This window comes from Lewinellaceae bacterium (assembly GCA_020636105.1).
GTDB lineage: Bacteria > Bacteroidota > Bacteroidia > Chitinophagales > Saprospiraceae > BCD1.
On the sequence record JACJYL010000001.1, the window covers coordinates 3,231,413 to 3,255,691 of the forward strand.

Here is a 24,279-nt window from a genome sequence, read left to right on the forward strand (position 1 = left end):
GGAGGGTTTTGCTCTCCGTAGCCCCTACGTGTTGTTACAGATACTGGAAGGTATCCTGCGAAATATTCTCCGGGGACGGAATCGGCGCGACAAAGTAGATAAGGAATGGTCTCGGCTATGAAACGTAGGGCATTTCGGAGCTGCGTACTTGTCCACCGAGACAAAGCTTGTTAAGAATCCAAAACTTGCGAAAACTACTGTCCGCCCTATGTTTTATACCCATTTATTGGCAAACCTTTTCTTTTAAAGCTCGAATATGTCTGTTATTAATGATTTATATTTTTGTATATCCTTTTCAAATTTTCTTTGTATCGCAATCCATAAAACTATTCCTAATGCTAATAGTGTTCCACCAAGAATGTACATGGTAGCATTGACATTTATTCCTGAGATTATAGCAATAAGAAAACCTAATACTAAAATGATATGTGTAAATATTATCAATCTTATAAAAAAGTGTTGATTAAAAGTAATTTCCACATTGGTCTCCTTTTCTGTGTCATTTTTTAATAATTCACCATTAACAACCGTCCAATTCTGAAATACCATGTACCATGCATAAAGAACCCTTTTACGCACTTTAAAAGTCATTGAATTATTTTTTCCAGGATTCATGTTAAAGATAAACCCGCCAATAGACCTAAGTTCAGATTCTAATTTCTCAATAGTCTCTTTTGGGGTGATTTTTAGTTTAAAATTCCATGCTTTCATTCTATCTTGTTTTTTAATGCTTGCTAACAGCATTCCGGGCAAAACCCCACCTCATGCTTTAAATGCCCTTAAAAATACCCGACAAAGTCCATAAATGCAACCTCTTGGGATTAGTTTTTTCTATGTATTAATTAACATAATCTTGAATCAGTTTTCTAACAGTCTCAAGAGTTCTTTAAAGTGTCCTGACGATTTTCGCCAGGTGTTTTTAAAATCAGGAAGTTCATCTTTAGTCATCTGTTTCCATAAGCTGGTATTCCAGTCTCTTTCAAACGTTTTCATTTTCGGCATAATCTCCTGCGTAGACATTTGACATTGTCGAATCTCCGATTTCAGTTGGAGCTGTCCCGCCATAGGCCTGCACCGTACACAAAGTGTCGGTGGGAAACCGATAGGTCGGGAGTCCGAAATCACGGTTGGCACCAGTGATTTCAGCCTTTAATATTCCACACAGGCTTTTTATTTTCTTGGATTAATCTCGTAATTCAATTTAAATTGTTTTTCTCCTTTAGTAATTTCTTTTCCATTATCATCATAGAAAATACAAGGAATTTTAAATTCATTTGTTGTCCAACAAATTATCATTCCTTTGAAAGATTCAGCTCCAACATCAGTTTTGCATTTACAATCTATTTTCCCATTTTTATCGTATTGTTTCATTTCGATTTGTTCGCCATTGTAAAAATTCTCTTGAATAATTACGCCGTTTGAACCCCACTTTTTCTTAAAAATTCCTGTTTCTTTAATTTGGTAATTCTCTTCTTGAATTTCACCTGTTTCGAAGTAATTTCTAAAATAGACATCACCAACTTTTGAAGTAGGATTGTAGAAATATTCGGATTCTATATTATTCGAAGCATAGAATTTTGTCATTGTCGCTTCAATTAATTTGCTATCCTTGTAAAAACTTTCTGTAATTGTACTATACATCTTAACTACCCACTTTCCCTGTCTTTGTCCAAATTTATCTTTTCTATTTATGGTATCTCCGTCTACTATCTCAAACTGAATTGGAAAGGTTAAATACAACTCTTTTGTTTCTTCTATTTCTTCCCCATTCAAAAGAATAACTTCGGGTATAACATTTAAGTTGTTGATTTCAATTTCAACTTCTCGATATTTTGAAGCTCCAATTTCCACTAATTCTCCTCTTTCATCAATTACTTTTCCTTTAACTCTAAATTGTAATTTTAAGGTGTCATTTGAAATTTCAGATTCACAAAATAATTTACCTTTTTCCATTGATTTAACTCCAATAGATAATTTCAATTTTTCCTTTTCTTTAGTTTTACTAATTATACGATTCCGATATTTTTTCTTTTCTCCATCTCCAAATATTGTTTCTACAAAAAACATTTCTTCTTCTGTGTGAATTTCCGAAATGATATTGAAATTACATTCCAATTGTCCAAAGATTGGATTTGAGATTATAAACAGAAAAATTATCAATTGAAATGTAGTCTTCATTTTTTCTTTTTTGCTTGTGTGGAACGGTCTCGTGTATGAGCAGAGGCGGCCTAAAGCGATTTCTCTACCCATCTTTGATACTATTGCCAGTGATAATTTTATTTTCAATTTGCAGTTTTTGAAGCCATTGCATATAGCCAATGTTAGGCCATGTTTCTATTTTTCAAATTCCTTAATAAATTTAGTCACTTTATTTTTCATTGGTTCTAAAACATTATCAACCGCTAATAAATAATTTCCTACATCTTCAATATCTAGTTCTTGATCAAATAATTCATTAATTAATTTGGTGGCTTTCTTGAGTTTTCCTCTATCTCGAACCCTTCTTCCACTTTGATGTGCGCCTATTTCATTTCTTAAAAGATCAATCAATACAATTATGTCAATCTTGTTTTCTTTCCCATATTTCAGTAACTTTTTTTTATTTAGAATTCCAAAAAGCCTAATTACATAATTTTGATTCAACCACATTTGAATTCCTTGGGATGCTGTATTGAATAACTCACTTTTATTTTCAGGTAAAGAAACATGAAATTTTATACCCCGATCTTGATAAAAATCAGGACTTGTATATTCATCTTTCTCTGGAAATTTTGAATAAAAAACAGCTCTTGTGAGTAAATGGTATCCCCACTGCAATTCAATTTCTTCACAAATTCCGGTGACTTCTTCTTTATTTAATTCCATTTGCTTTTTTGTTAACTTTAAAGATGTGACGACATGTATAAGGTAATATCTAATATGATAGAATGAAAGATGTAATCAATTCATTATATGGCCTAACGGCCGGGGACATGAGCAGTGGCGGCCTCAGAACGATTTTCCTTCCCGGTCCAGACACCCTTGCCAGTGATGATTTTATTTTCAAATTATATATTTCCAAAGCCATTGTCTTATGGCCAATGTTATCGGGGTTTTCTCACACTCATAACCCTTAACCGTGAACCCACACAAAATTTCCAGATCCCGCTTGTCATCTCCAGGCTTCCCGATCATATAAATTCACACGTTGCAATACTCTTTACTCAAATCCCGGACCCAACGATGTTCCAAGTGAGCATCTCTCTTTTTTCAGAGCAAAACCTGGCATCGTCCTCTTTCAATTTTTAAAATCACCGATAACTCAAAGGAATGTCTACGCTTCTCCCCAACACTTCGGCTTCCCGACACAACCTCCTGCGTAGACATTTGACTTTGTCGAATCTCCGATTTCAGTTGGACCTGCCTTCAGGCGAACCCGTTGCCAGGCTACTGGAAAATGATCTTATAGGGAACTCCTTTGATCTGATTTTTTAAAATCTTGCCCTAATTTACATTATTTGCGACAAAAGGGCTACTGCTTATTGCGTAAAATCGCTTTATAAACAAAGAGCGGTCAAAGAATTTACATTTTTGAGGCTATTTCATTATTTTTGGACATAGCAGTACATGGCTTCATCGCTTTTGGATAAAGCATTACAAGGTTTGCTGTTGTGTCTGCCTGGCCTGACGGTGGACCTCGTTCCTTATGCAGGATGTGTCGCACCAGATACGTGCCATCTGATTGGATGGGATCGATTTCAAAGTCGGTTCCTCCACAGTGTTCGCACTCATAAGGTTTTGTGTCGAGTAAAATCTTTAGTATTTGGATGACTGTCCTGACCGTCTGGCCATTTCGTTTAAGTTGATCAGGGATTTGATCTTTAATTTTTTGATAACTCACAGCTGAGTGCAGCCCATAGTGCCTTACTTTTTGGAAGTACGGAGGTAATTGGTGTTGCAGCAGCATTTGCATGGCTACCAGAGGGGGTAAGTCGCGGTATTTTTTTGGTGCCGCTTGTCCATAATAAAAGTCTTCCCGGTATAATCGATCCACCCACAGCAAATTACCCATTTGGTCAAACTTGGCGAGGTGGGCATAACGGCTGTTATCTGTAGGCTCAATAGCATACCCTGAAAAATATAACAAAATTTCCTGGTCTTCGGTTAAGGCTATACACCCGCCTGTGGGATTAAACATCACATCCGTAAAATCGTGTTGTTGTGTCCAGATAATGTTGCCTTCATTGTCCAGTTTGGTAATTCCCGCTAATGAATTATTCTGCGAACCAATACCCCCACTATAAAAAAATAAATCACCCTCAAGTGATTCAATTAATGCTTGGGCCAGTTTCAAACCCTCTCCCTGATAGGTTTTGAACCAAAGACTATCTCCGTTTTGATCAAATTTCATTATAAAAGTAGACTGATCGTTACCAAGATATAGCGTTCCTGCCAATAAAAAATTATTATCCAATGATTTTATTAAACACCGACTGTTCCCGGCAAATAATGGATCGGTTGGAGGGATATAAGTGTAATTTTTTTTAAAAATCACGTCTCCACTTTCGGCTTCTAACTTGATAATACCCACGCATGGCTTATTATTATTATCTCCACAATACGATCTTGTAACTAGATAAATTCCGGTACTATCAACCAAAATACCCCTAGATTCATCATCATTTTCTGCTCCGGGAATCAACTCGTAAGATTGTTGCCAGGTAATGGTCTGGGCATATAAATGCAGAGAAGAAAAAAGCAAAACAATAAAGAGAATATATTTAATCATGGCATGCCGATTTTTATAAGTAAAAAAGGTATGCTCCTCTGGTTTATTCAGAGGAGCATATTTATTGTTTTATTCAAGAATAATGAATTTCTGACTTTGAATTTGTTTATTTGGCTGTTCCAATACAGCAACAAACAAACCTTTTCCTAACTTATCCGTATTGAGCGTTAAAGGGTTCGTCGGGTTGTTTTTTAAATAAACCAATTTACCCAATCCATTGTAAACTGTCAGGCGGGTATTGCCCCCATTGTCGGCTACCGGCCATTCAATGGTTATTATTCCACGGGCAGGATTGGGAAAAATGAAAAAATCATAGGTAACCTCCGTCTGTTGAAGTTTTTCTCGCCCGACAGCTTCTTGCTGGAGTCTTGCATTAGGTCCGTTTACCGGCATGCTCATGGCCTGGGTAAATAAAGGCAGTTCCGGGTTGAACAATTCTCCTTTTAAAAATGTCAACAGACCTTTGGCATAAAAAGATTCCGGTGTTTCTCCATCAGCGATAGTACGTAGTTTTTCTTCGTCCGTTTCCGTTAAAACATAATCGCCTTCCTGGATTTTTCGGTCGAGGTTCAGTAATGTAGTAAAGGTTGGTGGACTGATTTGAGCCTACTCCACCGCCACCACCTTCCGTACCGCCACTTGCCTGCCCTCTGAAAAGACCACCACATAAAACAAACCTCCATTTGGTAGTGAAAATACCTGCTCACTTTGGATCCATTTTTCTGTAAACAGCAGTTGCCCCAGGGAGCTGTACAGGCGGATTTCAGCATTGGGCGGCAGGGTTTCTGCGAGGAGGTGGAATTGTTTGTCGGAGGTGGGGTTTGGCGCGAGGATGATATTATCAGATTCCGGTAAAGTAATTTCTTCTGTCCCGACAATAAGATTGTTATATCCGGTGCAATCATCCGCATCAAAACAACCTTCACTATCTAATTTTACTACCCAGGCATTGTAATTGGACGTTTCCACAATTTCAGTAGTGCCAACTGCTACCAGGCTGCCATCCGGACATTCATCCACGTCCCGAAACTTAAAAAAGGCAGCAGGCATTTCATCGAGAAAATATCCACGCTGCCAGAGCAATTCCCCGTCTGATGATATTTTGGCAATCCAGCCCTGGTAATTTTCAGGAAAATTTTCGGGATTCCACATTTGTCCATAGGCAAGGATACTACCATCTCCGGTTACGGACATCGATAACAGATATTGACGTCCAATGCTCGGTGGAATAAACTCCCACAGAATATTGCCATCATTATCAAATTTGGTGATCATGGGCAGGTTGTTAATAGCAATTGGCTCTGCAATGAAAGAGTCTATCATTACGGAGCCGGCAAAATTTCCGTCCGGTAACCTTTTGAGTACTTCACCATAAAGGAATTGTTCCTGATAAAGGCGGTCCACCCATAATAAGTTTCCCTCCTCATCAAACTTGGCGAGGTGGGCATAACGGCTGTTATCTGTAGGCTCAATAGCATACCCTGAAAAATATAACATGATTTCCTGGTCTTCGGTTAAGGCTATACCACCATGAGCAGGATTAAACATAATATCAGAAAAGTCATGCTGTTTTTCCCAAATAATATTGCCCTCACTATCCAATTTGGTAATGTCAATTTCTGTAATGCCATCGTTATTAAAACCGTCGCTATGCAAAAAAAGATCTCCTTCAGGAGATTCAATAATGGCATTTGGTACATCTTTTGATTCTCCTACATAGCTTTTAAACCATATACTATCACCGTTGGTATCAAATTTTAATAAAAAAAGGGATTGTTCATAATCGATATAAAGAATGCCTGCCAGCAGATAGTTTCCATCCATCGTTTTTATTAAACATCTTTCGACTCCCGAAAACATTGACGTTACGGGAGGAATATAGGTGTACTTTTTTCTGAAAATCACCTCTCCATCCTCTGGATTGAGTTTTATGATTCCGACACAAGGACTTTCTTCACACCAGGTTTGGGTTATCAGATATATCCCGGTACTGTCAGAAATAACACCCCTTGAATCATCATCATTTTCTAACCCCGGTTCCAATTCATAGGATTGTTGCCAGATTGGAGTTTGGGCACTCAAAAATGTTAAAGAAAAAAATAAAACAACAAAAAGTATATTCTTAAACATGATATCCGGATTTTTAATCACCTTTTATAAATAGGTACTCCCTTGAAAAATCAAAGGAGTACCATTGTTTTTCTATTCCACTATAATGAATTTTCGACTTTGTATTTGTTTGTTATATTGTTCCAAAACGGCGACAAACAAGCCTTTTCCAAGTTTTCTTGTGTCAAGGGTAACCGGAGTATGCGGATTAGGGATACTATAAACCAATTTTCCCCATCCGTTATAGACTGTCAATACAAAACCTCTCTCATTGTCGGCTGGTTGCCAATCAAAAGTGATGGTTTCCCGGGCCGGGTTGGGATAAATCCTCAGTTCCTGGAATTCAGATTGGGAAGAGGAAGAAATTCTTTCAACATTATTTTCTCTCATTAATGCTTTAGGCCCGTTTACCGGCATGCTCATATTTTGGGTAAAATCAGGCAGTTCCGGGTTGAACAATTCTCCTTTTAAAAATGTCAACAGACCTTTGGCATAAAAAGATTCCGGTGTTTCTCCATCAGCGATAGTACGTAGTTTTTCTTCGTCCGTTTCCGTTAAAACATAATCGCCTTCCTGGATTTTTCGGTCGAGGTTCAGTAATGCAATGGTCACAAAAGCGTTATCATTGCTGTTTTGTAAAGGATAATTGGCGATCAAAGTTCCGGCTTCGGTCAGTGCCCCGGTTTCCTGTTTAAACCCGATCAAATATCGTTTGGTATCAATATTTTCTTCGGAAACCAGTAAACTTTCCACTTCCGCGTGATCTCCCTGTTCCTGGTATTGATGAACCAGTCCCCAAAAAACCCGATCCTTTTCCGCTTCCATAGTTGCAAGGATTTCCTCACTTCCAGGCACACCTTGCAATGCTGCTATTTGAGTTTTTATTTCCAGTAACCTTTCTTTGGTGATCGGACCGCCCGGGGGTAATTGGGTATTTCCGCACGCTGAAGATTCTCCTTGATCTGATTGATTCTCAAAATTATTAGCGACATTGCAGGTGCTGTTGATATCACATTTGGGAATAATGCTTGGATCAGGGTCAATGCTTGGATCTGGGTGGTGATATTTAAAAAAATCAGTATTTCCGGTCGAATTGATATGAAATATATTAAAACCGGCCTGGGTGAAATAATTCCATACAGCCGGTAACAACTGATTGGAAGATTGCTGATCAGAAAAACTGCCGGATATTCCAAAGAAATTCGAATAATGCACATCATAGGTATTGTCAAATTCCTGTCGGGTAAAAAACATATTGGTATTATCTCCCCGGGCGTTGATGCCAAAGAAGTCATCCCCATAAATATTACAATCAATAGATTTATCGAACAAAATTCCGCCTGTTTGTTCCAGATCGATAGCTGCCGAAGAGTTGAAAAATTTATTATTTGTTATTGCATAACCACTTAGTCCATTAACACAAACCCCAAAAACATTGTCAAGAAATACATTTCCCAGAACAAATATTCTGTTTATGGTTGATCCATACACGCCTACTATATTGTTGGAGAATTCATTTCTTAAAGCAGGATCGTTTTCATGGCCGATATTTACAGAATGAGTCTCGCCAAGTGTATTGGAGCAATCTATGGCATGTTCAATACCTGAAAAATCGCTACCGGTAATATCCATACTCGCATTAAAAGTCAATACCCCGTATTTGTTCAGTCTTTTGAAGGCACAATCATGCACACGAATACCTTTGGTTGCCCAGTTGGAAATACCATAGTTGGCCGTTCCATCATCGTTTTCAAAAGTACAGCCAATAAAAGCGCTGTAATTTTGAAAATCGTATTTTCTGAATTCGGCGCTGCGGTAGTTGTTGTAAAAATATGATTTTTCGGCATAAACAAACCCGCCGTGATAGGCGTAATTATCCGTCCAGGGCGAGCGGGTGGATATGGCATGGCGGGCGTATTCAAGGGTAGCTTCTTTTAAAATTACAAACCCCGGGCCATTCGGAAACAAGGGGTAAGTTTCACTCTCCATCCCCGGGTAATGAAGATCAGCATCGTTGCCCATAACATAAATTCTTCCCCATTGGCCTTCGTCACATTTATCCCACATGGTTTTATTGTGGGTGATGGTACCGCCATCGACAAAAAGTCGGGCTCCCCGTTCCACAATAATATTGGCATCCGTAGGCAGACCTATTCTGCATCTTATCGTCAATTGGGCCCCTGTTTTTACAATGACGTCAGTAGTCAGTTTTTTATCTACATCCCAGACCACCTGACCGTCACCATTTATTCCGGCATCATTTGTGATAATAATATCATAACTTTCATCCTTGTTACAATAGTCAGTGATTACTGCTTTATAAAGATCTGTACAATCTCCGTTGGCTCCACATTTTCCTTCCAGGAAATAATTTATTCTTGCTAATTGACAACGGGATAAAGCTCTTGTGTAATCAGGCCATCCATCCATCATATTGTTGGTATTCCCAAAATTCCAGGTATCACAGCAATGACCATTATCCTGAGTATGATGGAATAATCCCAATGCATGACCCAATTCGTGTGCCAGCAGTTTTGTGCTTTCTCCCAACGCATAAAGCGGGTCAGGATCCGGCGCTTCAAAATAGCTGTAAAAAACATTGGAAATAACCACAAATTTCTCTTCATCTACCGGTATTCCAGCTGAATACCCTCTGAATTTATGAATTTCAACATTCTGGTTAAATGTTACCCCTTCAATGAAAAGGTGAATGGCATTATCTATCAATTCAGAGCCTGGCGGGAAATCACCATCAGGATTATGGGTTACCCAAAAATCGTACACGTTACAGTTTTGAGCAGTTGCCTGATCCCAAAAATCACTGTCCTGGTGAAATAAAACAGGAGAATCCCTGATAAACCTGACACGTGAATCAACAACCAGATCTGACGGACACCCGCCTACTTGTTGGGACAGCGGGATCAATTCAGAATACATCCAGTTTAGTTGTTCAATTACTTCATCTATTATGGCAATGTGCTCCGGTGTATTTTGAAAATTTCTGGCAGGTAATCCGGCATCCCGCTGAATTACATGAACAACCAGGCGAACATTTCTCAAAGGAGTGTATTCCGGAACAATCGGGGCGTACTTCGAAAAGTCATCACAGCCGACCTCAGGAAGATTAAAAATCAAATCATTGCAAGGAACCTGTTTTGGGTCCTGAGTCGGGTCTTGCGTAAAACACTCCATTTCTTCTGAAGGGATTTGAGTAGCCGGCTCAGGTTCCTGAGCGTTTATGAATCTACCAGAGAAAAGCAAAATGAAGAACAAAACATGTTTAAAAACCGAAAGCAGAGGTCGATTAGCGGAAATTGCCAATTTTTTCATAATTTTAAAAGTTTTAAGTTTTTAACTAATTCACTTCGGGGTAAAGAGTGCCAGCTCTTTCCCCGATTTTTCATTTAAATAAACAAGTCATTTACCGCCTAAAGGAGGCGGATTTTGCGGTGATGTCAGTGCTTAAATTATCTGCTGTACTGTGTAAAAAATATCCCTTAAGTAGTTCGGTTATTTGTGTAACCCCCATATAGTAAGACAATGCACAGCGCATCATACTCCTTAAAGGTTATGAATAAATTTACCTGCCTTTTTTATGCACTTCTTGTATTTGGAAAGAAAACCTTTATAAGGTTCGTTAGAATGGTTATAAAGTTTCCTTTGATTTTTTTGGTATGCTCTGCTTTGAGAAAATTTCGAAAAAAATTTAATTTAAATAATAAAATTTGTTCCTTTTTTCAAATGTAAAAAAAAAAAAACCGAAATGTGGAAATTTTCAGTTCCTTTTTTCTGAAATTCAACACAATACATCCAAAATACCGAACAAAACTTACGCTTACTCCGTCAAAACAATTTCATCCACAAAAATCCACGAAGGCTTGCCGAACCCGCGATGCCAGTCGGGGCATGTTTTCAATGACTCGGCCGTGATCCTGAGGTAGCGTGCGGTTTCCTTGCCAAAACTAAAATCAAAAGGAATGCTCCTGACCAGGTAGTTTTGATCTTCCGTGTCGCCTTTTATGTTCGCTACAGGGCGGTAGGTTTTCCCATCATCGGAAACTTCTACCACTACATTGACGGGCAGGAATACCCAGGAATTGACGTCCTTCAAAAAATTCATATACACCCTCGAGAAAGTCTTTTCTTCGCCCATATCCATCTCCAGCACCATGTCATTCCCTTCAAAACCCAGCCAGTTGTTGTGAAAATCCAGGTCGCCGAGACGGCCGTCATTCAAGGCTTTTGCTCCTCCTACGGGGTAAATTTCGCTGAATGGCGTTTTTAGTTCCAGGGTAGCTCCATCGAGAAGATTACGGATCGTCATGCGCTGTAATTTATTCAACACATATTCCTTATAAGCCGCCGTGGTGAAGTTGCGTTCATTGATCCGGATGTTGTCCTGTTTTTGAGAATTGGTGACGATTTTATTCAATAAGGTCATCATTTCAGGACGAGCTGCCAGGCCTTCAACCGTCTGTTCTGTGATGGAAAAGTCTTTAAATCCGCCGTTCAGGGCTACATCGATATAGGCAAAGTCCACCGGGAGTCTCGTCCTTTGTACACGTTCCAGGTATTGAGGATCTTTCTTCACGGCGGCTTCGGCCTGATCCATGAATGATTTATATTTTTCGAGCAATTCAGGTGTCAGGTAAGAATCGGTATAGTTCATGGGGAACCCATAAATATCAAGCCATTCCTCTTCTGCATGGGCCTTGATTTCCTGCTCCATAAGGTGATAATATCCGAGCACATATTTTGCTGCCGGACCATAATAGAGATCGATAAAATGATTTACCAGCGCAGCCACATCGGCCTCCGGGTTCCATAACAATTTCGCAATCAGGTACTGTTTCAGTTCTGCCAGGTCAGACCAGTTGCTGTTGCTCCCCTGCTGGAACATCATATTAACTTTATTGGCTTTGAAAAACTGAATATTCGGTTGCAATACATGAAAATTCGGAAACGGGGTGAGGTAATTTTTGAACTGCACGACGTAATCCCATACGAAAATGTTATCCGTCAAGGCACTCCAGTCCCGCATATCTTTTACAAATTCAGCACTTCTTTTATCTTCCGTAAGGGGCATGGAGCGGTTGCATTCAATAGAGCAGAACATGATATTCACATTCGGCAGGGGTTTGATGTTTACAGGTGCCGATCGGGTGAATTGGTAAGCAAGGGTAGAAATTTGCTTGTCGGGAAATGCCGCTGCGATGTCATTGGCCATTTGGATATAGGCCCCCGAGATAGAGCCGTATTTTTCATAAAGAGCGAAACACTGATCGCATTCACAATAGTTGATGGCGTCATTCTGGGAAACGGACCAGTATTTTTTTTCAGGGTGCATCGCTATTTCCTTCCCCAGGTTGCGAATGAGCACCTGGATGACTTCGGGATTACTCAGACACAACTGGGCATCTTTCAGTCTGCGACCACTGATCAGAGAAAAATACTCCGGGTGTTTTTCAAAATAGACTTCCGGAGAGATCAGTTTATTGAAGGTGTGTACAAACATGCCCCAGTCGTCGAGTTCTTCGAGTTTGTACCAGGCCCTGTACCTTTCGTCATGTTGACCGGGAAAAAGGGTTCTCCTGAAATCAAAGGCCGGTTCGTATTTTTTGAATCCGTCAGTAAGGCTCAGGCTTTTCTGTTTGGGAATATAATCTTCCGTACTCGATAATTTGACACAACCGAGGTAATCTTCCAGAAAAGTGCAGGCACCGTAAAGGTCGGCTTTCGCATTGTTCCCGGCGATGGTCACATTCCCATCTTCAATGTCGATGATAAACCCATCTTCCTGAAGATCGGCTAACCTGTACTGAAGATCAGCCGGCACCATGGTACGACCAATGCTTATGGATTTTTCTTCCGGGCCGGCAACTGTCTTGAATTCGATGTCCGATCCCGTAATGGCTTTATAATATTCAACTATAATCTTCCCTGCTTCATTCTCCGAAAATGCCCCGGGGTCCGATACCAGGATCACATATTTTTGAAGCGGAGCTGCCTCTTTATTTTTGCAGTTAAATAAAACAACAGCGCAGCACAACCCCAGTGCGATGGTTTTAAAAAGTTTCATAATAATTGTTTATTTGGCAGACAATGGTATATAAAATCAATTTAAAAAGAGAACTTGTTATTCACCTAAAAGCCCATAGGCAACAAACTCCTTCCTGATCTCATCCTCTATGATCCTGGTCACTCTTCCTGCGAGAATTTGTGGGCCGATGAACCTGAAAACAAAAAAAATCGTGCGGAAAATAACCCCGTTGCCGAAACCTTTTTTCAGCCGATTGTGCACCAATATCTCAATGATTTTTTTCAATCGTTTTTTAATCAATGGCGTGATGGTGTTAAATCTATCGGGATCAAAGCGGGGAAATTCCGGCAAGGGTTTCGGAGGCACTTTAAATATTTTTTGCTCGGCATTCAACAAATTGACATCGGGCAGGATGGGCAGGAAAGCAATCCGGTTGCCCTTTTTGTCTTTTTTGAAAAACCTGAACCTGTTTTTCATCTCTTCTGTCCACCCATCGTGGATAAAATGATTGATGTCTTCGCGCTCAGCAAAATTATAGTGCAAAAATTCCTGGGCATTTTTTCGGCCCAACTCAAAATCGTGCTGCCTGAAAGCTTTATCAAAAAACCCGGCCATCCCTCCCAAAGCACCACAAGCAATAGGATGGCGGGCGATTTTTCCGTTTTGCCACCTGACCGGATCAATTAAAAAACGGCTGGTACTGATGTCAGACAAAGCATCCAACAGGTCTTCCTGCCGGAAAAGCACCTGATTCTGCAGTGTAGCGATAAGCTTGGGAATGATGCTCAACAGATCCGTTCGGTTGTCCTGTTCGCTGCGCTTAACGGGTGGACTGGGAAAAGGATCGATCATCAAAATAGCAAAATCATTCTGACTGTCCGGTGGTCTTTGAGCCAGCTTTTCCTTAATGTTTCGGTAGGCAAATCCAAAGGGCTCATTATTGACCATCCCACCGTCAACCGCAACAAAATCGTAAGTCCTGGCCTGGTTCACTGAATCATCCACTTTAATATTTGATCGAAATTTTTCCGGAAAAACCGAATTGGCATATTGTTTAACGAATTTGCTATTCAATGTCATTCGACGAGCTTTAAAGCCGAGTGGGAATGCAGAAGAAGCCTTGGCCGAATTGGCGAATGCCTGTCGGTGTATTCTTTTGCTCAGATCGAGGTTCAGGTAAGAAGCATTGGCCTCCTCGTCCTTCGTGTCAAACCTGAAACGGAAAAAGCCATTGTGCATGGTCATACGAGAAGGAATGGTACCCTGGTAAGATTCAAAATCTACATGAAAATCCAACCCGTTCAGGTTGGTTACCGTCATGATCACATCCATATCCTTTCCTACATATCCTGGGAAAGCTGTTCCTGAAGGCGTTTTGTCAACGGATTTTTGAGCAATTTGGTCAATCACCCGGCTATTGAACAAGGAATTAACAGGCTGACCTCTGGAAATATCTGAAACATCGAGTAACTTCTCTATGGTATTATTCGCCTCCCCGTCATCTATCTGGTTTACCCAGGTATCATAAAGCATAAAATTTCGACAGTCATCATTTCCTTTGTTTTTCGGGTTAGCCATTTCCATCAGGGAAAATGTTGTCAATCCGGCCGCAATGGATCCGGCAGAGGCCCCGCTCATGACCTCGATCTGCACTTTGTAATCGCCGGGCACGTCCTTTTCACCATTGATTTTGGCTTTTTCCCAATTGTCGAGCACCTCCAGCAGATAATCGAGGACGCCCGCAGTATAAGCGCCCGCGGAAACGGCTCCGGCCATGGTTAAACCAATGCTGTAAATTTTTTGATCAGACATCAGGGTTCAGGTTGATTAATTTATTTAGGTGCCGAACCAACTGAATGATCCTGCTTGTTTTTTTTGAGAGGCTCGCTTTGTGAATATAAACTTTTGTTTTCAAAAATAAGAAAACTCTATAAAATATCCTTCTCCTACAACTTTCCTGCGTACAGAAGAAAAACAGCCGGTTGTTTATGCCAGTCGGGCAATTTCATTTTTTGCCATTCGGCGACGGTCATCGACAGGATCTGTTCTTCCGGCAGGGTCAGGTTGACCGCGACGGCCAGGTGGGTCGCTGCCCCTAGCGTATTAAGCAAAGCATCCATCATAGCCGCATTTCTGTAAGGTGTTTCGATAAACAGCTGGGTTTGATTGAACTTGGCGGATATCGTTTCCAGCCGTTTGAGCTCACGGGATAGTTCGTTGCCTTTATTGGGCAGGTAACCGTGGAAGCAAAAGGATTGACCGTTCATCCCCGAAGCCATGAGGGCCAGCAAAAGCGAAGAAGGTCCTACCAGCGGCACCACCTGGATGCCTTTTTCATGTGCCATTTTCACCACCCGTGCGCCGGGATCCGCCACGCCGGGGCAGCCTGCCTCGGAGAGCAACCCGATGTCATTGCCTTCCAATGCAGGCTTCATAAATTCGGCAAGTCCTTTGGCAGGATCGTGTTTATCGAGCTCAAAGACCGTCAGGTCACTGATGGGTCGTTGCGGTCCGGTACGCTTGATAAAGCGGCGTGCCGTCCTGGCACGTTCTGCAATAAAAAAATCCAGCCGGTGCATGATTTCCATGGCATAGGGCAGGATGGTATGAAGGGCGTTGTCGTCTTCGCCCAAAGGAACAGGAAAAAGGTAGAGCTTTCCTTTCATGGAGCAGCAATGTTTTGTTTTGCTGTAAATGTAATAAGAATGGGGGGAATTTTCAATTCTGTTGTTGTTGATTCGGAGGTTTGAAATTTATCCGGAAGAATAGGAATAGATCAAAATTTTATTTTTTTTACGCAAGGAGCGCGAAGGGTTTCGCAAGGTCGCAAGGGTCACTTCCCCCCCCTTACTTTTAAATTTTAAATTTATTATTTTAAATTTTAAATTTTATAAAATCTATCTTTGCCCTCAATGGATACTTCCTATACCATAAAGCTGCCGCAATTTGAAGGCCCCTTCGACCTGCTGCTATTTTTTATCGAACGTGATGAGCTCGATATCCAGGATATTCCCATTGCCAAAGTAACGGATGACTTCCTGGAGTATATCCGCCACATGGAACGCATGAATATCGACCTGGCCAGTGAGTTCATTCTCGTTGCAGCCACCCTTTGCCGGATCAAAGCCAAGATGCTGATCCCCCGCAAACCAGTGGACGATGAGGGCAACGAAATCGACCCGAGGGAAGAACTCATTATGAGGCTGCTGGAGTACAAACGCTACAAAAGCGTACTGGATGAAATGCGCCAACTGGAAGAGGCCCGCTCCAAACAAACCATAAGAGGCAACGTCTCCAGGGAACTCAAAAGCATCGCCACGAAGGCGCTGGTGGATTCTGAACTGGAATCACTCAACCTCTTTAAATTACTAAAAGCATTTGAGCGGGTCGTGCAACGGTTTGATGACACGCACCCGAGAACGGTCCACCAGATCATCCGCTTTGACTATACCATTGAGGACCAACAGACGATGATTCTTTCTAAGGTAAAAAACGGAAAAAAAGCCAATTTTAAAAACATTTTCGGGGCATGTAGAAACCGCATCCATGCCATCATCACCTTCCTGTCCCTGCTCGAATTATTGAATTCCGAGGCCGTCTCCATGATCGTGGGGGAAGGCTTCAACAACTTCTGGCTCATAGAATCGATACCCGATCCTGATGCTGAAACCGTATCCGAACCAAAGGAAAATCCGGAGGGCGAGACCGCTGTGCCGGAATCTGACAACCAGGATGCTTAAAAGCTCCCCAACCTACTTGAATGCCCAACATCGGTCCGGATAAAATACTATTTGCCGTAAAATCCTAATTTATCTCAATTATTGCAACTTTGATATAAATAATTCGTCGTTTTAGCGTACAACCAGTTGTTTCGCCATCAAATTACATAAAAATCATCCTGCCGCTGGCCTTACTACTATTGGACTAAATTTTATTAATATGCCTACCCGACTATTCACAACAATCGTATTTTTATTGTTCTGTTCCTTTTTATTTGCACAATCTTCAAATGGAATGAACGAAGATTCCTACGCCAAAACCTATACCACCAAAAGAACGGATTCACCGCCCAAAATAAACGGGATGTTTGATGACGAAGCCTGGCAAAATGCCAGCTGGGAAGGGGATTTCATCCAGTACGATCCCGAAAATGCAGTGCCGCCCTCCCAAAAAACGGAGTTCGCCATTCTCTATGACGATGTAAACATTTACGTCGCCATCAAAGCCTATGATACAGAACCGGGGAAGATCGAAAGCCGCCTCACCCGCCGTGATGAAGAACAGGGAGACATGGTCGTGGTGCATTTCGACAGTTATTACGACAAAAGAACCGCTTTTGCCTTCTCCGTAAATGCCGCCGGGGTAAAAAACGACGGCTTCGTGCGCAACGATAATGGTGACGACTACGATGACACCTGGGATCCTATCTGGCTGGTCAAAACCAGCATCCATGCTGAGGGCTGGAACGCTGAAATGATGATCCCGTTGAGCCAGCTCCGCTTCAGCGATAAGGAACAACAAACCTGGGGGCTTGAAGTAGGCAGAAATATCTTCCGCAAAGACGAATGGAGTTTATGGAAACACATTCCGAGAGATGCTGCCGGATGGGTAAGCCGTTATGGTGAAATGGATGGCATTGAAAACATCAAACCCATGAAACAGGTAGAGATCGCCCCCTTTATGGTGGGAAGCACCGAATTTTATGAGCCTGAAGAAGGCAACCCTTTTGAAGACGGCACGGACCTGAAGGGAAATATTGGTGTGGATGGCAAAATCGGCATTACCAATGACCTGATCCTCGACTTCACCATCAATCCCGACTTTGGGCAGGTGGAAGCCGACCCTTCCCAGGTGAATCTCTCCGCTTTTGAGATCTTCTTCCGGGAAAGGCGCCCCTTTTTCATCGAGGGCAATAACATCACCCATTTCCAGCTCACCCCCGGCGACAGCCCCTGGTCACAGGATAACCTTTTTTACTCCCGCCGTATTGGCAGAACACCCCATGGTGACCCCGACCTGGCCGACAACGAATTTATAAAATACCCTAACAACACCAATATCCTTGGCGCTTTCAAACTAACAGGAAAAACCCAAAAAGGATGGTCCATCGGGGTCATCGAAAGTGTGACCAACAGAGAAAAAGCCATCATTGACAACAACGGCGAACGCAGGGAAGTATCCGTGGAACCCTTGTCTAACTATTTCGTGGCGAGGGTTCAGAAAGACATCAACAAAGGGAATACCCTTATCGGAGGAATGGTCACTTCCACCTACCGGGACATCCAGGACGAAGATCTGCTTTTTTTGCCCAAATCGGCCCTCACCGGAGGGATTGACTTTACCCAGTATTTCAAAAACCGGACGTATTTTATTTCTGCAAGCCTTGCCGCCAGCCAGGTTAAGGGAGATCCATGGGCGATCCGGGAACTGCAGGAATCCTCCCGGCGCTTTTATCAACGTCCCGATGCCGATTACCTGACTTATGATCCTGAAAGGACTTCCCTTGCCGGGCATGGAGGAACTTTCCTCGTTGGTAAGCTGACCAACAGCGGACTGCGGTTTTTATTCAATGCCACCTGGCGTTCACCCGGCCTGGAGCTCAATGATGTGGGGTATATGCGATCCGGTGACAATGTATTCCAGTTTCTCTGGGTAGGTTACCAGATCAACAAGCCGTTTTCCATATTCCGGTGGATGGGCGTCAATGCCAACCAGTGGTCTGGTTTTGATTTTGGCGCCAATAATCTTTTCAATGGCGGGAATATCAATTTTAATACCCAATTCAAGAATTTCTGGTCATTGGGCTTCGGCATCAACCGCGAAGGCGAGGGTGTTTCCAATACCAATTTGCGGGGAGGGCCATCCATCATAGAAAACGGCAACTGGAACATCTGGGCGAGTGTGAATACCAACTCCAGGAAAAAACTGGTTTTGGAAGCAGGTTTGTACACCAACTGGCAGGACGAAAACTTATCCAAAAATACGGGTGTTTTCGGAGAGGTCAGTTATCGCCCGATCAACAGCCTTTCCATCGGCATCCAGCCGGAGTATTCCATTTCACAAAATCAATTGCAATACGTAGATCATACCACTCCCGGGGAAGAGGACCGTTACCTGTTCGGCACCATTGACCAAAAAACGTTCAACGTCACTATTGAGGTCAATTACAGCATCACCCCTGACCTGAGCATCCAGTACTACGGTTCGCCATTCGTAAGCGGCGGCAAGTATTACGATTATAAGTACATTACCGATCCACGTGCAACAATGACCGACAACCGCTTTCACACCTATTTTAATAATGAGATCAGTTTTCACGAAAATAACGAAGTGTACGAGATCAATGAGCAGCCCGGAAGTTATCATTACTTCTTCGACAAACCGGATTTTAACTTCCGCCAATTCCGTTCCAATATGGTATTGAGATGGGAATATGTTCCGGGGTCGGTTTTGTTCCTCGTATGGTCTCAAGGCAAAACAGATGATGTATCCGATGGTACTTTTGACCTGGGCAATGATTTAAGGGATCTGTTCAAAAGCAGGGGCCGGGACGTTTTTCTGGTGAAATTGTCGTACCGGTTCCGGGCAGAACAGTGGCGAAAGAAGTAGCTGTAAAATCTCAGGACCTTTAACAAAAACACTTGAGCCGAACCTAATGATGGAACCCTGTTTTAGAATGACCTTCCAGCCACTCTAAAACAGGGATATAGTTAAACAATCGCTGCTCCCCGGGCTGTGTCTGAAGGTCAGACAATTCCTTACTGAGCTCTATGACCAGCTGTTCTTTTTCCTTTCGTCCGGGAACTGACAGCGATCGTCTGAGAAATCTCAATAACATACTCTCCGAGCGGACAATTGCACCCTTTTTGGCAATAGCCCTGCTCGTAGCCGGTAAAAGGGAGTGGATGAATTCGTAATGCTCCAGCTCAAAATGGATCAGCAGGTTGAGTATCCTCGCATAGCGGAATATTTCCAACACGACCTCTTCCCTGGATTCCTGTAGGATAGGCAACAGCCATTCCTGGGCCTCCCTGAAACGACGGGCACCAAAACACAAAACAGCGGCCAGGTAATCCAGCGTAAATCGCTGATGCAGTTTGAGCTGGCCTTCGAATTGACGCAACTCTTTCTGAAAATCCGCCATAACCTCCATAGCTTTGGAGTAGGCCCTGTCAGAATAACAATAATTAAAAAACAACAGGTACCGCTGGTGGAATATCCGGGCTTTTATGTTTTTCACCTTGACAAAAGCCGGATTGTCCGGCAATTGCTCCAGGCGCCGCAGACCTTCTTCAAATGCCGGAATATTTTTCAAGGTCAGCTGGTCGATGATAAAATTATTGAGCGTGCTGAGGTATTGCTCCGGGTGTCGCTTATTGAACTCAACTTCCTGTTCCAAAAGATCCAGTATTCTTTTATTGTAACGGCTCGCTTCCAATGGCTCATCGCGGGTAAAGTGATAAATGGCAATGGATTTAAAATAAAGAATTTTGTTCTGGACAGGCAGATTTTGGGGAGGTTCTTTTAAAAGAGGGTGATTCCGCCAGGCTTCCAGGGTATTGAACTCTTCCGGTTTTCCTGCTTTTTGCATCCGGATCTGCAGGTCGGATATTTCACTGAATAATCGGTTATATTCATTGCTCGCCTCCAGTGCTTTCAGGGCTTCTTTTTGTATCCTGTAAAGCGGTTGCACTTCTTTAAAAACAGATTGACTACTCTGGGTGAGCAGTAGTTGTTGGGCATTGGATACAAGCAGCAACATACCCGGCAGTTGGTATTTTTCAGCCAGCTTCTCCGCTGCCGCCAACTGTCTTTTGGCCTGATGCGTCAATTTTTTTTCGGTGAGAATTTCCGCAAATCTTACTTTTTCGAATATTTCCGCCGACTCACTTTTTTGATGGTATTGTGACAGGCGATTTAAAATAAACCGGTACAGGTAGTTTTTGTATACGGGCAGGTTTTGAACAAAAGCATTGCCACCGTATTCCGCCTTCAAAATCTCCTCGTCATAATGTTCCTGCCGGACTATTGCATCAAACAATTTTACATGTTCGGCCTGTGTGCCGGACAGTCCGAGTTTCAAATAACGCTTTTCGGACTTCGTCAGCGATTTTATCAGATCAAATAAAAACGAAGAAGGTGGTTTCATTGGATAATAGAAACTTAATTTATAAATGACATATTTATTGTAAAATAAGGATTTTTTGTTAAAAAATTAATTTTAGAAACAAAATAATAAAATATCTTTCATTTTGAACAATTTTGTCGTGGGCTTACTTTTGAACCGTTATTCATTCAAAAACACGCTTTCCCCATGATAAAAATTATGAAATTCACAGGTATGAAATATTACACTTTACTACTTTTAGCCGTTTTGAGCACCTTTAATTCATTTGCTCAACTGGCCGATCCCGAAAACTGGAAATTTTTTCAATCCACCCAAAAAGTGAATACTGTGCTGGAAGACGGTGATGAACTGTGGTATGGAACCGAACACGGACTGGTGGTTCTCAACAAAGAGACCATGGAACAAACTTTTTACAACAAATACAATTCCGGGATCCCTTCCGAGGATGTGAAAGCCATCGTAAAAATCGGGGACACCAAATGGATCGGCACCTATGATCTCATCCTTTTACAAATCGAAGGCGACGACTGGACCACGGTTCAGATTCCCATTGACGAATCACAATTACAGGTCAATGAAATGCCAAGATTGTATTGTATGAAGGCGGACCAGGAAGGCAACCTCTGGATAGGAACCAATTACGGAGTTGTAAAATACGATGGGGAAGTCTTTGAGATCATCAACTACAACAACACCCCGGAACTCGATAATACTTTCCAGGATGTATGGGCCATTGAAACCGATGAAGCCAATAACCTGTATTTTTCCAGTTTTGAATTGTACCGTTACAGCGAAGGAGCGTTCACTAACCTTTCGGATGGGGATTTCAATCTTTTCGCCTATGGTGATCCACGATTGTGCTATGGCGGCGGAAAGCTTTGGTACAGCACTTTTAGTCTTCATATCGCCTGGTACGATGTTAACGAAGGCTGGCATTTCCTGCCCCAGGATTCACTGCCAAACAGCCTCCTTAACGGAATTTCCTCCGACCAGGAAGGCAAACCTTATTTTTATTACCAATACGGCGGCATTTACAAATACGAAAACGAGTCCATGACTGTTACCGCCAACGATATTACAGACCAGGGCGGGATCGATATCCAGAGCCTGCTGTTTGACAACGAAAATAATATGTGGGCGAGCAGCAAGGCTGGTTTTTATACCAATAGAACCGGGGAAATCCGTTCCGGTATACTGGGAGATACGCCATTGAGAACCAACACAGTTAGTTTCATCACCGAGGACAAAAACGGGACCATTTTCATGATCAACGATTACAACAACATTTTGTCCTACGACTACATCCAGGGCTGGAGCACTGTTGAATTGCCGGAGGTAAGCGTCAACATTTCGGTGTACGGAATTGTATTTGACAGTCAGAATGAAATGTGGATCAGCACCACCTATGGTCTGTTCCATTTCGACGGAGCCGAATGGGAGATCTTCAACAGTCAAACCGACCCCTCCGTTCCGTTCGCCAGTTGTTATAAAATGGAAATCGACCAGAATGACCGCAAATGGATGGTGGTTCCGGGAGGCATGCTCGCCAAACTCGATGGGGATACCTGGACGGTTTACGACGCCGGCGACATTCCCTGGGAAACCTACCTGATCGACATTGAGGTGGATCAAAACGACAATGTATGGGTCGCTGATTCGGAAGGGCACTTATTTCGCATCAACCAGGACGGTTCGTATGACCAGATCAATGTCAACTCCATTATCCTGACAGAATACACAAGGGTTCAGAGCATTTATTTTGACAAAAACAACACCCCCTGGATCGTCACCAATTACAACGACGGACATCAGGTTTACAGACTGGATGGGGAGACCTGGGTGGAACTGGAGGACGATTCAGACGATATTTATTACAACGGATTCATTACCGAGAATGAAACCGGCATCTATTTTGGTTCCTATAAAGACATTGTTCATCTGGCCAATGACGGAAGCATCGACCTCATTTCGACAGAAAATTCCCTGCTGCCCGACCAAACGACAGGAACCCTGTTTATGGACAGCCAAAACAGTCTTTGGGCGCTCAGTTACAATCTCGGTTTAAGTCTCTACAATGCAACGGGATTCACCCTGACTGATATTAAAGATATTTCAGAGGAGGCATGCGCCGTAAAATGGCAAGCTTATCCAATTCCCGCAACCCAGGGGGTTACGATCGAAGCGGTGCATACTTCTTTTTTTGTCGGACAATCGATCCCTTTGACCCTTATGGATGTGCAGGGAAAGGTCGTTTTTGCCGAAAAGGTTCAGGTTACCGGCCCAAACAGGATTTCCGTCAACTTGGATGTTTCCTCTTTTCCCAATGGTTTTTATTACATCCAGGCGGGTAGTCTTGCTGTCCAGCCCATTGTTATCCACAGGTAGCTGATATGAATGCATCAAAAAAAGCCGCTATGAAAGTTAATCCATAGCGGCTTTTTTGATGCGTAACCCCCTGGTTTTATTTCCTACTTAGAAGGCAACCCAATTTTCAATTTCAAGCCCCTCAAAACGTGATAAATGTTTTTGATTATTCGTAACCATGATCATTTCATGTTGTACAGCAGCCACGCCAATCAACAAATCAAAATCAGGAATGATTTTTCCACTTTTTTTCAATCTTGCTTTCTCCTGGCCAAATAATTCTAAAGAATTATAAATAGGAACAACATCAAATAGAGCATTCATTTTGGAAACTTCTTTAATATGTTTTTCCTTATGCTCGCTATTGAAGGCTCCATAAAAAAGCTCCCCAATAGTAATCTCCGAAATATAACAATTAGCGATTCCAACCTCTTGTATTTTTTCTTTAACTTTTTGATGGCCTTTAAGAAAGAAAATACAAATATCTGTATCAAGCAGGTAATTACTCATATTTAACTGTCAAATGAAATTTCTTTATCAGAAATTGACCGACTTTTGTAAAGGTCATTGATCAATTCCTGATCTATATCATTCCAGGCGCCAAACAATTCATCGAGAAGTTTTCGTTTTTCCTCATCAGATTTTTTAAAACCATGTTTAATACTTTCTGTAAGTCTGGCAATAAGCTCTAGCTTAACCTCTATTTCCAGTGGTTCTATCATTTGCCAATACCTTGATATGATAAAATTTTCCATTTTCAATAATTCTGTATTGCAAACAAAGATACAATTAGTTAAGTTCCTTGTCAATAATTTTCCTTTTCAAAAAACCGACAAAAAAAGCCGCTATGAAAGTTAATCCATAGCGGCT

At 41.9% G+C, this 24,279-nt stretch carries 18 protein-coding genes; 5 read left to right on the forward strand and 13 right to left on the reverse strand.

All coding sequences use genetic code 11. The features are described 5' to 3' along the window. Nucleotides 1–243: 243 nt before the first annotated feature. The 3 genes from H6571_12265 to H6571_12275 all read right to left on the reverse strand — a co-directional run bounded on the left by H6571_12265 (nt 244) and on the right by H6571_12275 (nt 2,865). Nucleotides 244–711, reverse strand: coding sequence for a DUF423 domain-containing protein (locus H6571_12265; GenBank protein ID MCB9324503.1), 468 nt, complete (start codon nt 709–711; stop codon nt 244–246). A 459-nt stretch (nt 712–1,170) separates the two neighbouring features. Beyond that, entirely contained in the window at nt 1,171–2,286 is a 1,116-nt protein-coding gene (locus H6571_12270) for a hypothetical protein (protein MCB9324504.1), read from the reverse strand. 48 nt (nt 2,287–2,334) lie between these two features. Further along, nucleotides 2,335–2,865, reverse strand: a complete 531-nt coding sequence (locus H6571_12275) for a hypothetical protein (GenBank protein MCB9324505.1) — start codon at nt 2,863–2,865, stop codon at nt 2,335–2,337. A gap of 62 nt (nt 2,866–2,927) precedes the next feature. Between H6571_12275 and H6571_12280 the strand changes: the two genes are divergently transcribed. Beyond that, on the forward strand, nt 2,928–3,116 hold the full coding sequence (locus tag H6571_12280) for a hypothetical protein (GenBank protein ID MCB9324506.1): 189 nt from the start codon (nt 2,928–2,930) through the stop codon (nt 3,114–3,116). Nucleotides 3,117–3,309: 193 nt separating this feature from the next. After that, nucleotides 3,310–3,474 (forward strand): hypothetical protein, encoded by a 165-nt coding sequence (locus H6571_12285; GenBank protein ID MCB9324507.1) that lies wholly within the window; start codon nt 3,310–3,312, stop codon nt 3,472–3,474. Nucleotides 3,475–3,562: 88 nt separating this feature from the next. Here the strand turns inward: H6571_12285 and H6571_12290 are convergent, their stop codons facing one another. The 7 genes from H6571_12290 to H6571_12320 form a co-directional block, all read right to left on the reverse strand. Then, a complete protein-coding gene (locus H6571_12290) occupies nt 3,563–4,768 on the reverse strand; it encodes a hypothetical protein (GenBank protein ID MCB9324508.1) in 1,206 nt (401 codons plus the stop codon). Nucleotides 4,769–4,837: 69 nt separating this feature from the next. After that, entirely contained in the window at nt 4,838–5,224 is a 387-nt protein-coding gene (locus tag H6571_12295) for a T9SS type A sorting domain-containing protein (GenBank protein MCB9324509.1), read from the reverse strand. 150 nt (nt 5,225–5,374) lie between these two features. Continuing rightward, the gene (locus H6571_12300; protein ID MCB9324510.1) at nt 5,375–6,898 is read right to left on the reverse strand and encodes a T9SS type A sorting domain-containing protein; all 1,524 of its coding nucleotides are present in this window, start codon (nt 6,896–6,898) and stop codon (nt 5,375–5,377) included. A gap of 72 nt (nt 6,899–6,970) precedes the next feature. Beyond that, nucleotides 6,971–10,207: a T9SS type A sorting domain-containing protein gene (locus H6571_12305; GenBank protein MCB9324511.1), complete on the reverse strand. Its 3,237-nt coding sequence runs from the start codon at nt 10,205–10,207 to the stop codon at nt 6,971–6,973. A 505-nt stretch (nt 10,208–10,712) separates the two neighbouring features. Beyond that, a complete protein-coding gene (locus tag H6571_12310; protein MCB9324512.1) occupies nt 10,713–12,956 on the reverse strand; it encodes a DUF4838 domain-containing protein in 2,244 nt (747 codons plus the stop codon). Between the two features lie 57 nt (nt 12,957–13,013). Beyond that, nucleotides 13,014–14,729, reverse strand: a complete 1,716-nt coding sequence (locus tag H6571_12315; GenBank protein MCB9324513.1) for a patatin-like phospholipase family protein — start codon at nt 14,727–14,729, stop codon at nt 13,014–13,016. A gap of 134 nt (nt 14,730–14,863) precedes the next feature. Further along, nucleotides 14,864–15,583 (reverse strand): SAM-dependent methyltransferase, encoded by a 720-nt coding sequence (locus H6571_12320; protein ID MCB9324514.1) that lies wholly within the window; start codon nt 15,581–15,583, stop codon nt 14,864–14,866. Between the two features lie 246 nt (nt 15,584–15,829). Here H6571_12320 and H6571_12325 point away from each other — a divergent pair, with 246 nt between their 5' ends. Both H6571_12325 and H6571_12330 read left to right on the forward strand, forming a co-directional pair. After that, entirely contained in the window at nt 15,830–16,657 is an 828-nt protein-coding gene (locus H6571_12325) for a segregation/condensation protein A (protein MCB9324515.1), read from the forward strand. A 274-nt stretch (nt 16,658–16,931) separates the two neighbouring features. Further along, nucleotides 16,932–19,526, forward strand: a complete 2,595-nt coding sequence (locus tag H6571_12330) for a carbohydrate binding family 9 domain-containing protein (GenBank protein ID MCB9324516.1) — start codon at nt 16,932–16,934, stop codon at nt 19,524–19,526. Nucleotides 19,527–19,569: 43 nt separating this feature from the next. Here H6571_12330 and H6571_12335 read toward each other — a convergent pair whose 3' ends face one another. Continuing rightward, nucleotides 19,570–21,066: a hypothetical protein gene (locus H6571_12335; GenBank protein ID MCB9324517.1), complete on the reverse strand. Its 1,497-nt coding sequence runs from the start codon at nt 21,064–21,066 to the stop codon at nt 19,570–19,572. 177 nt (nt 21,067–21,243) lie between these two features. Between H6571_12335 and H6571_12340 the strand changes: the two genes are divergently transcribed. After that, nucleotides 21,244–23,430, forward strand: coding sequence for a hypothetical protein (locus H6571_12340; protein ID MCB9324518.1), 2,187 nt, complete (start codon nt 21,244–21,246; stop codon nt 23,428–23,430). Between the two features lie 87 nt (nt 23,431–23,517). On the opposite strand, the gene H6571_12345 is transcribed toward H6571_12340, so the two are convergent. Beyond that, on the reverse strand, nt 23,518–23,919 hold the full coding sequence (locus tag H6571_12345) for a type II toxin-antitoxin system VapC family toxin (protein ID MCB9324519.1): 402 nt from the start codon (nt 23,917–23,919) through the stop codon (nt 23,518–23,520). Nucleotides 23,920–23,921: 2 nt separating this feature from the next. Then, a complete protein-coding gene (locus H6571_12350; GenBank protein MCB9324520.1) occupies nt 23,922–24,164 on the reverse strand; it encodes a hypothetical protein in 243 nt (80 codons plus the stop codon). Between the last annotated feature and the right edge of the window lie 115 nt (nt 24,165–24,279).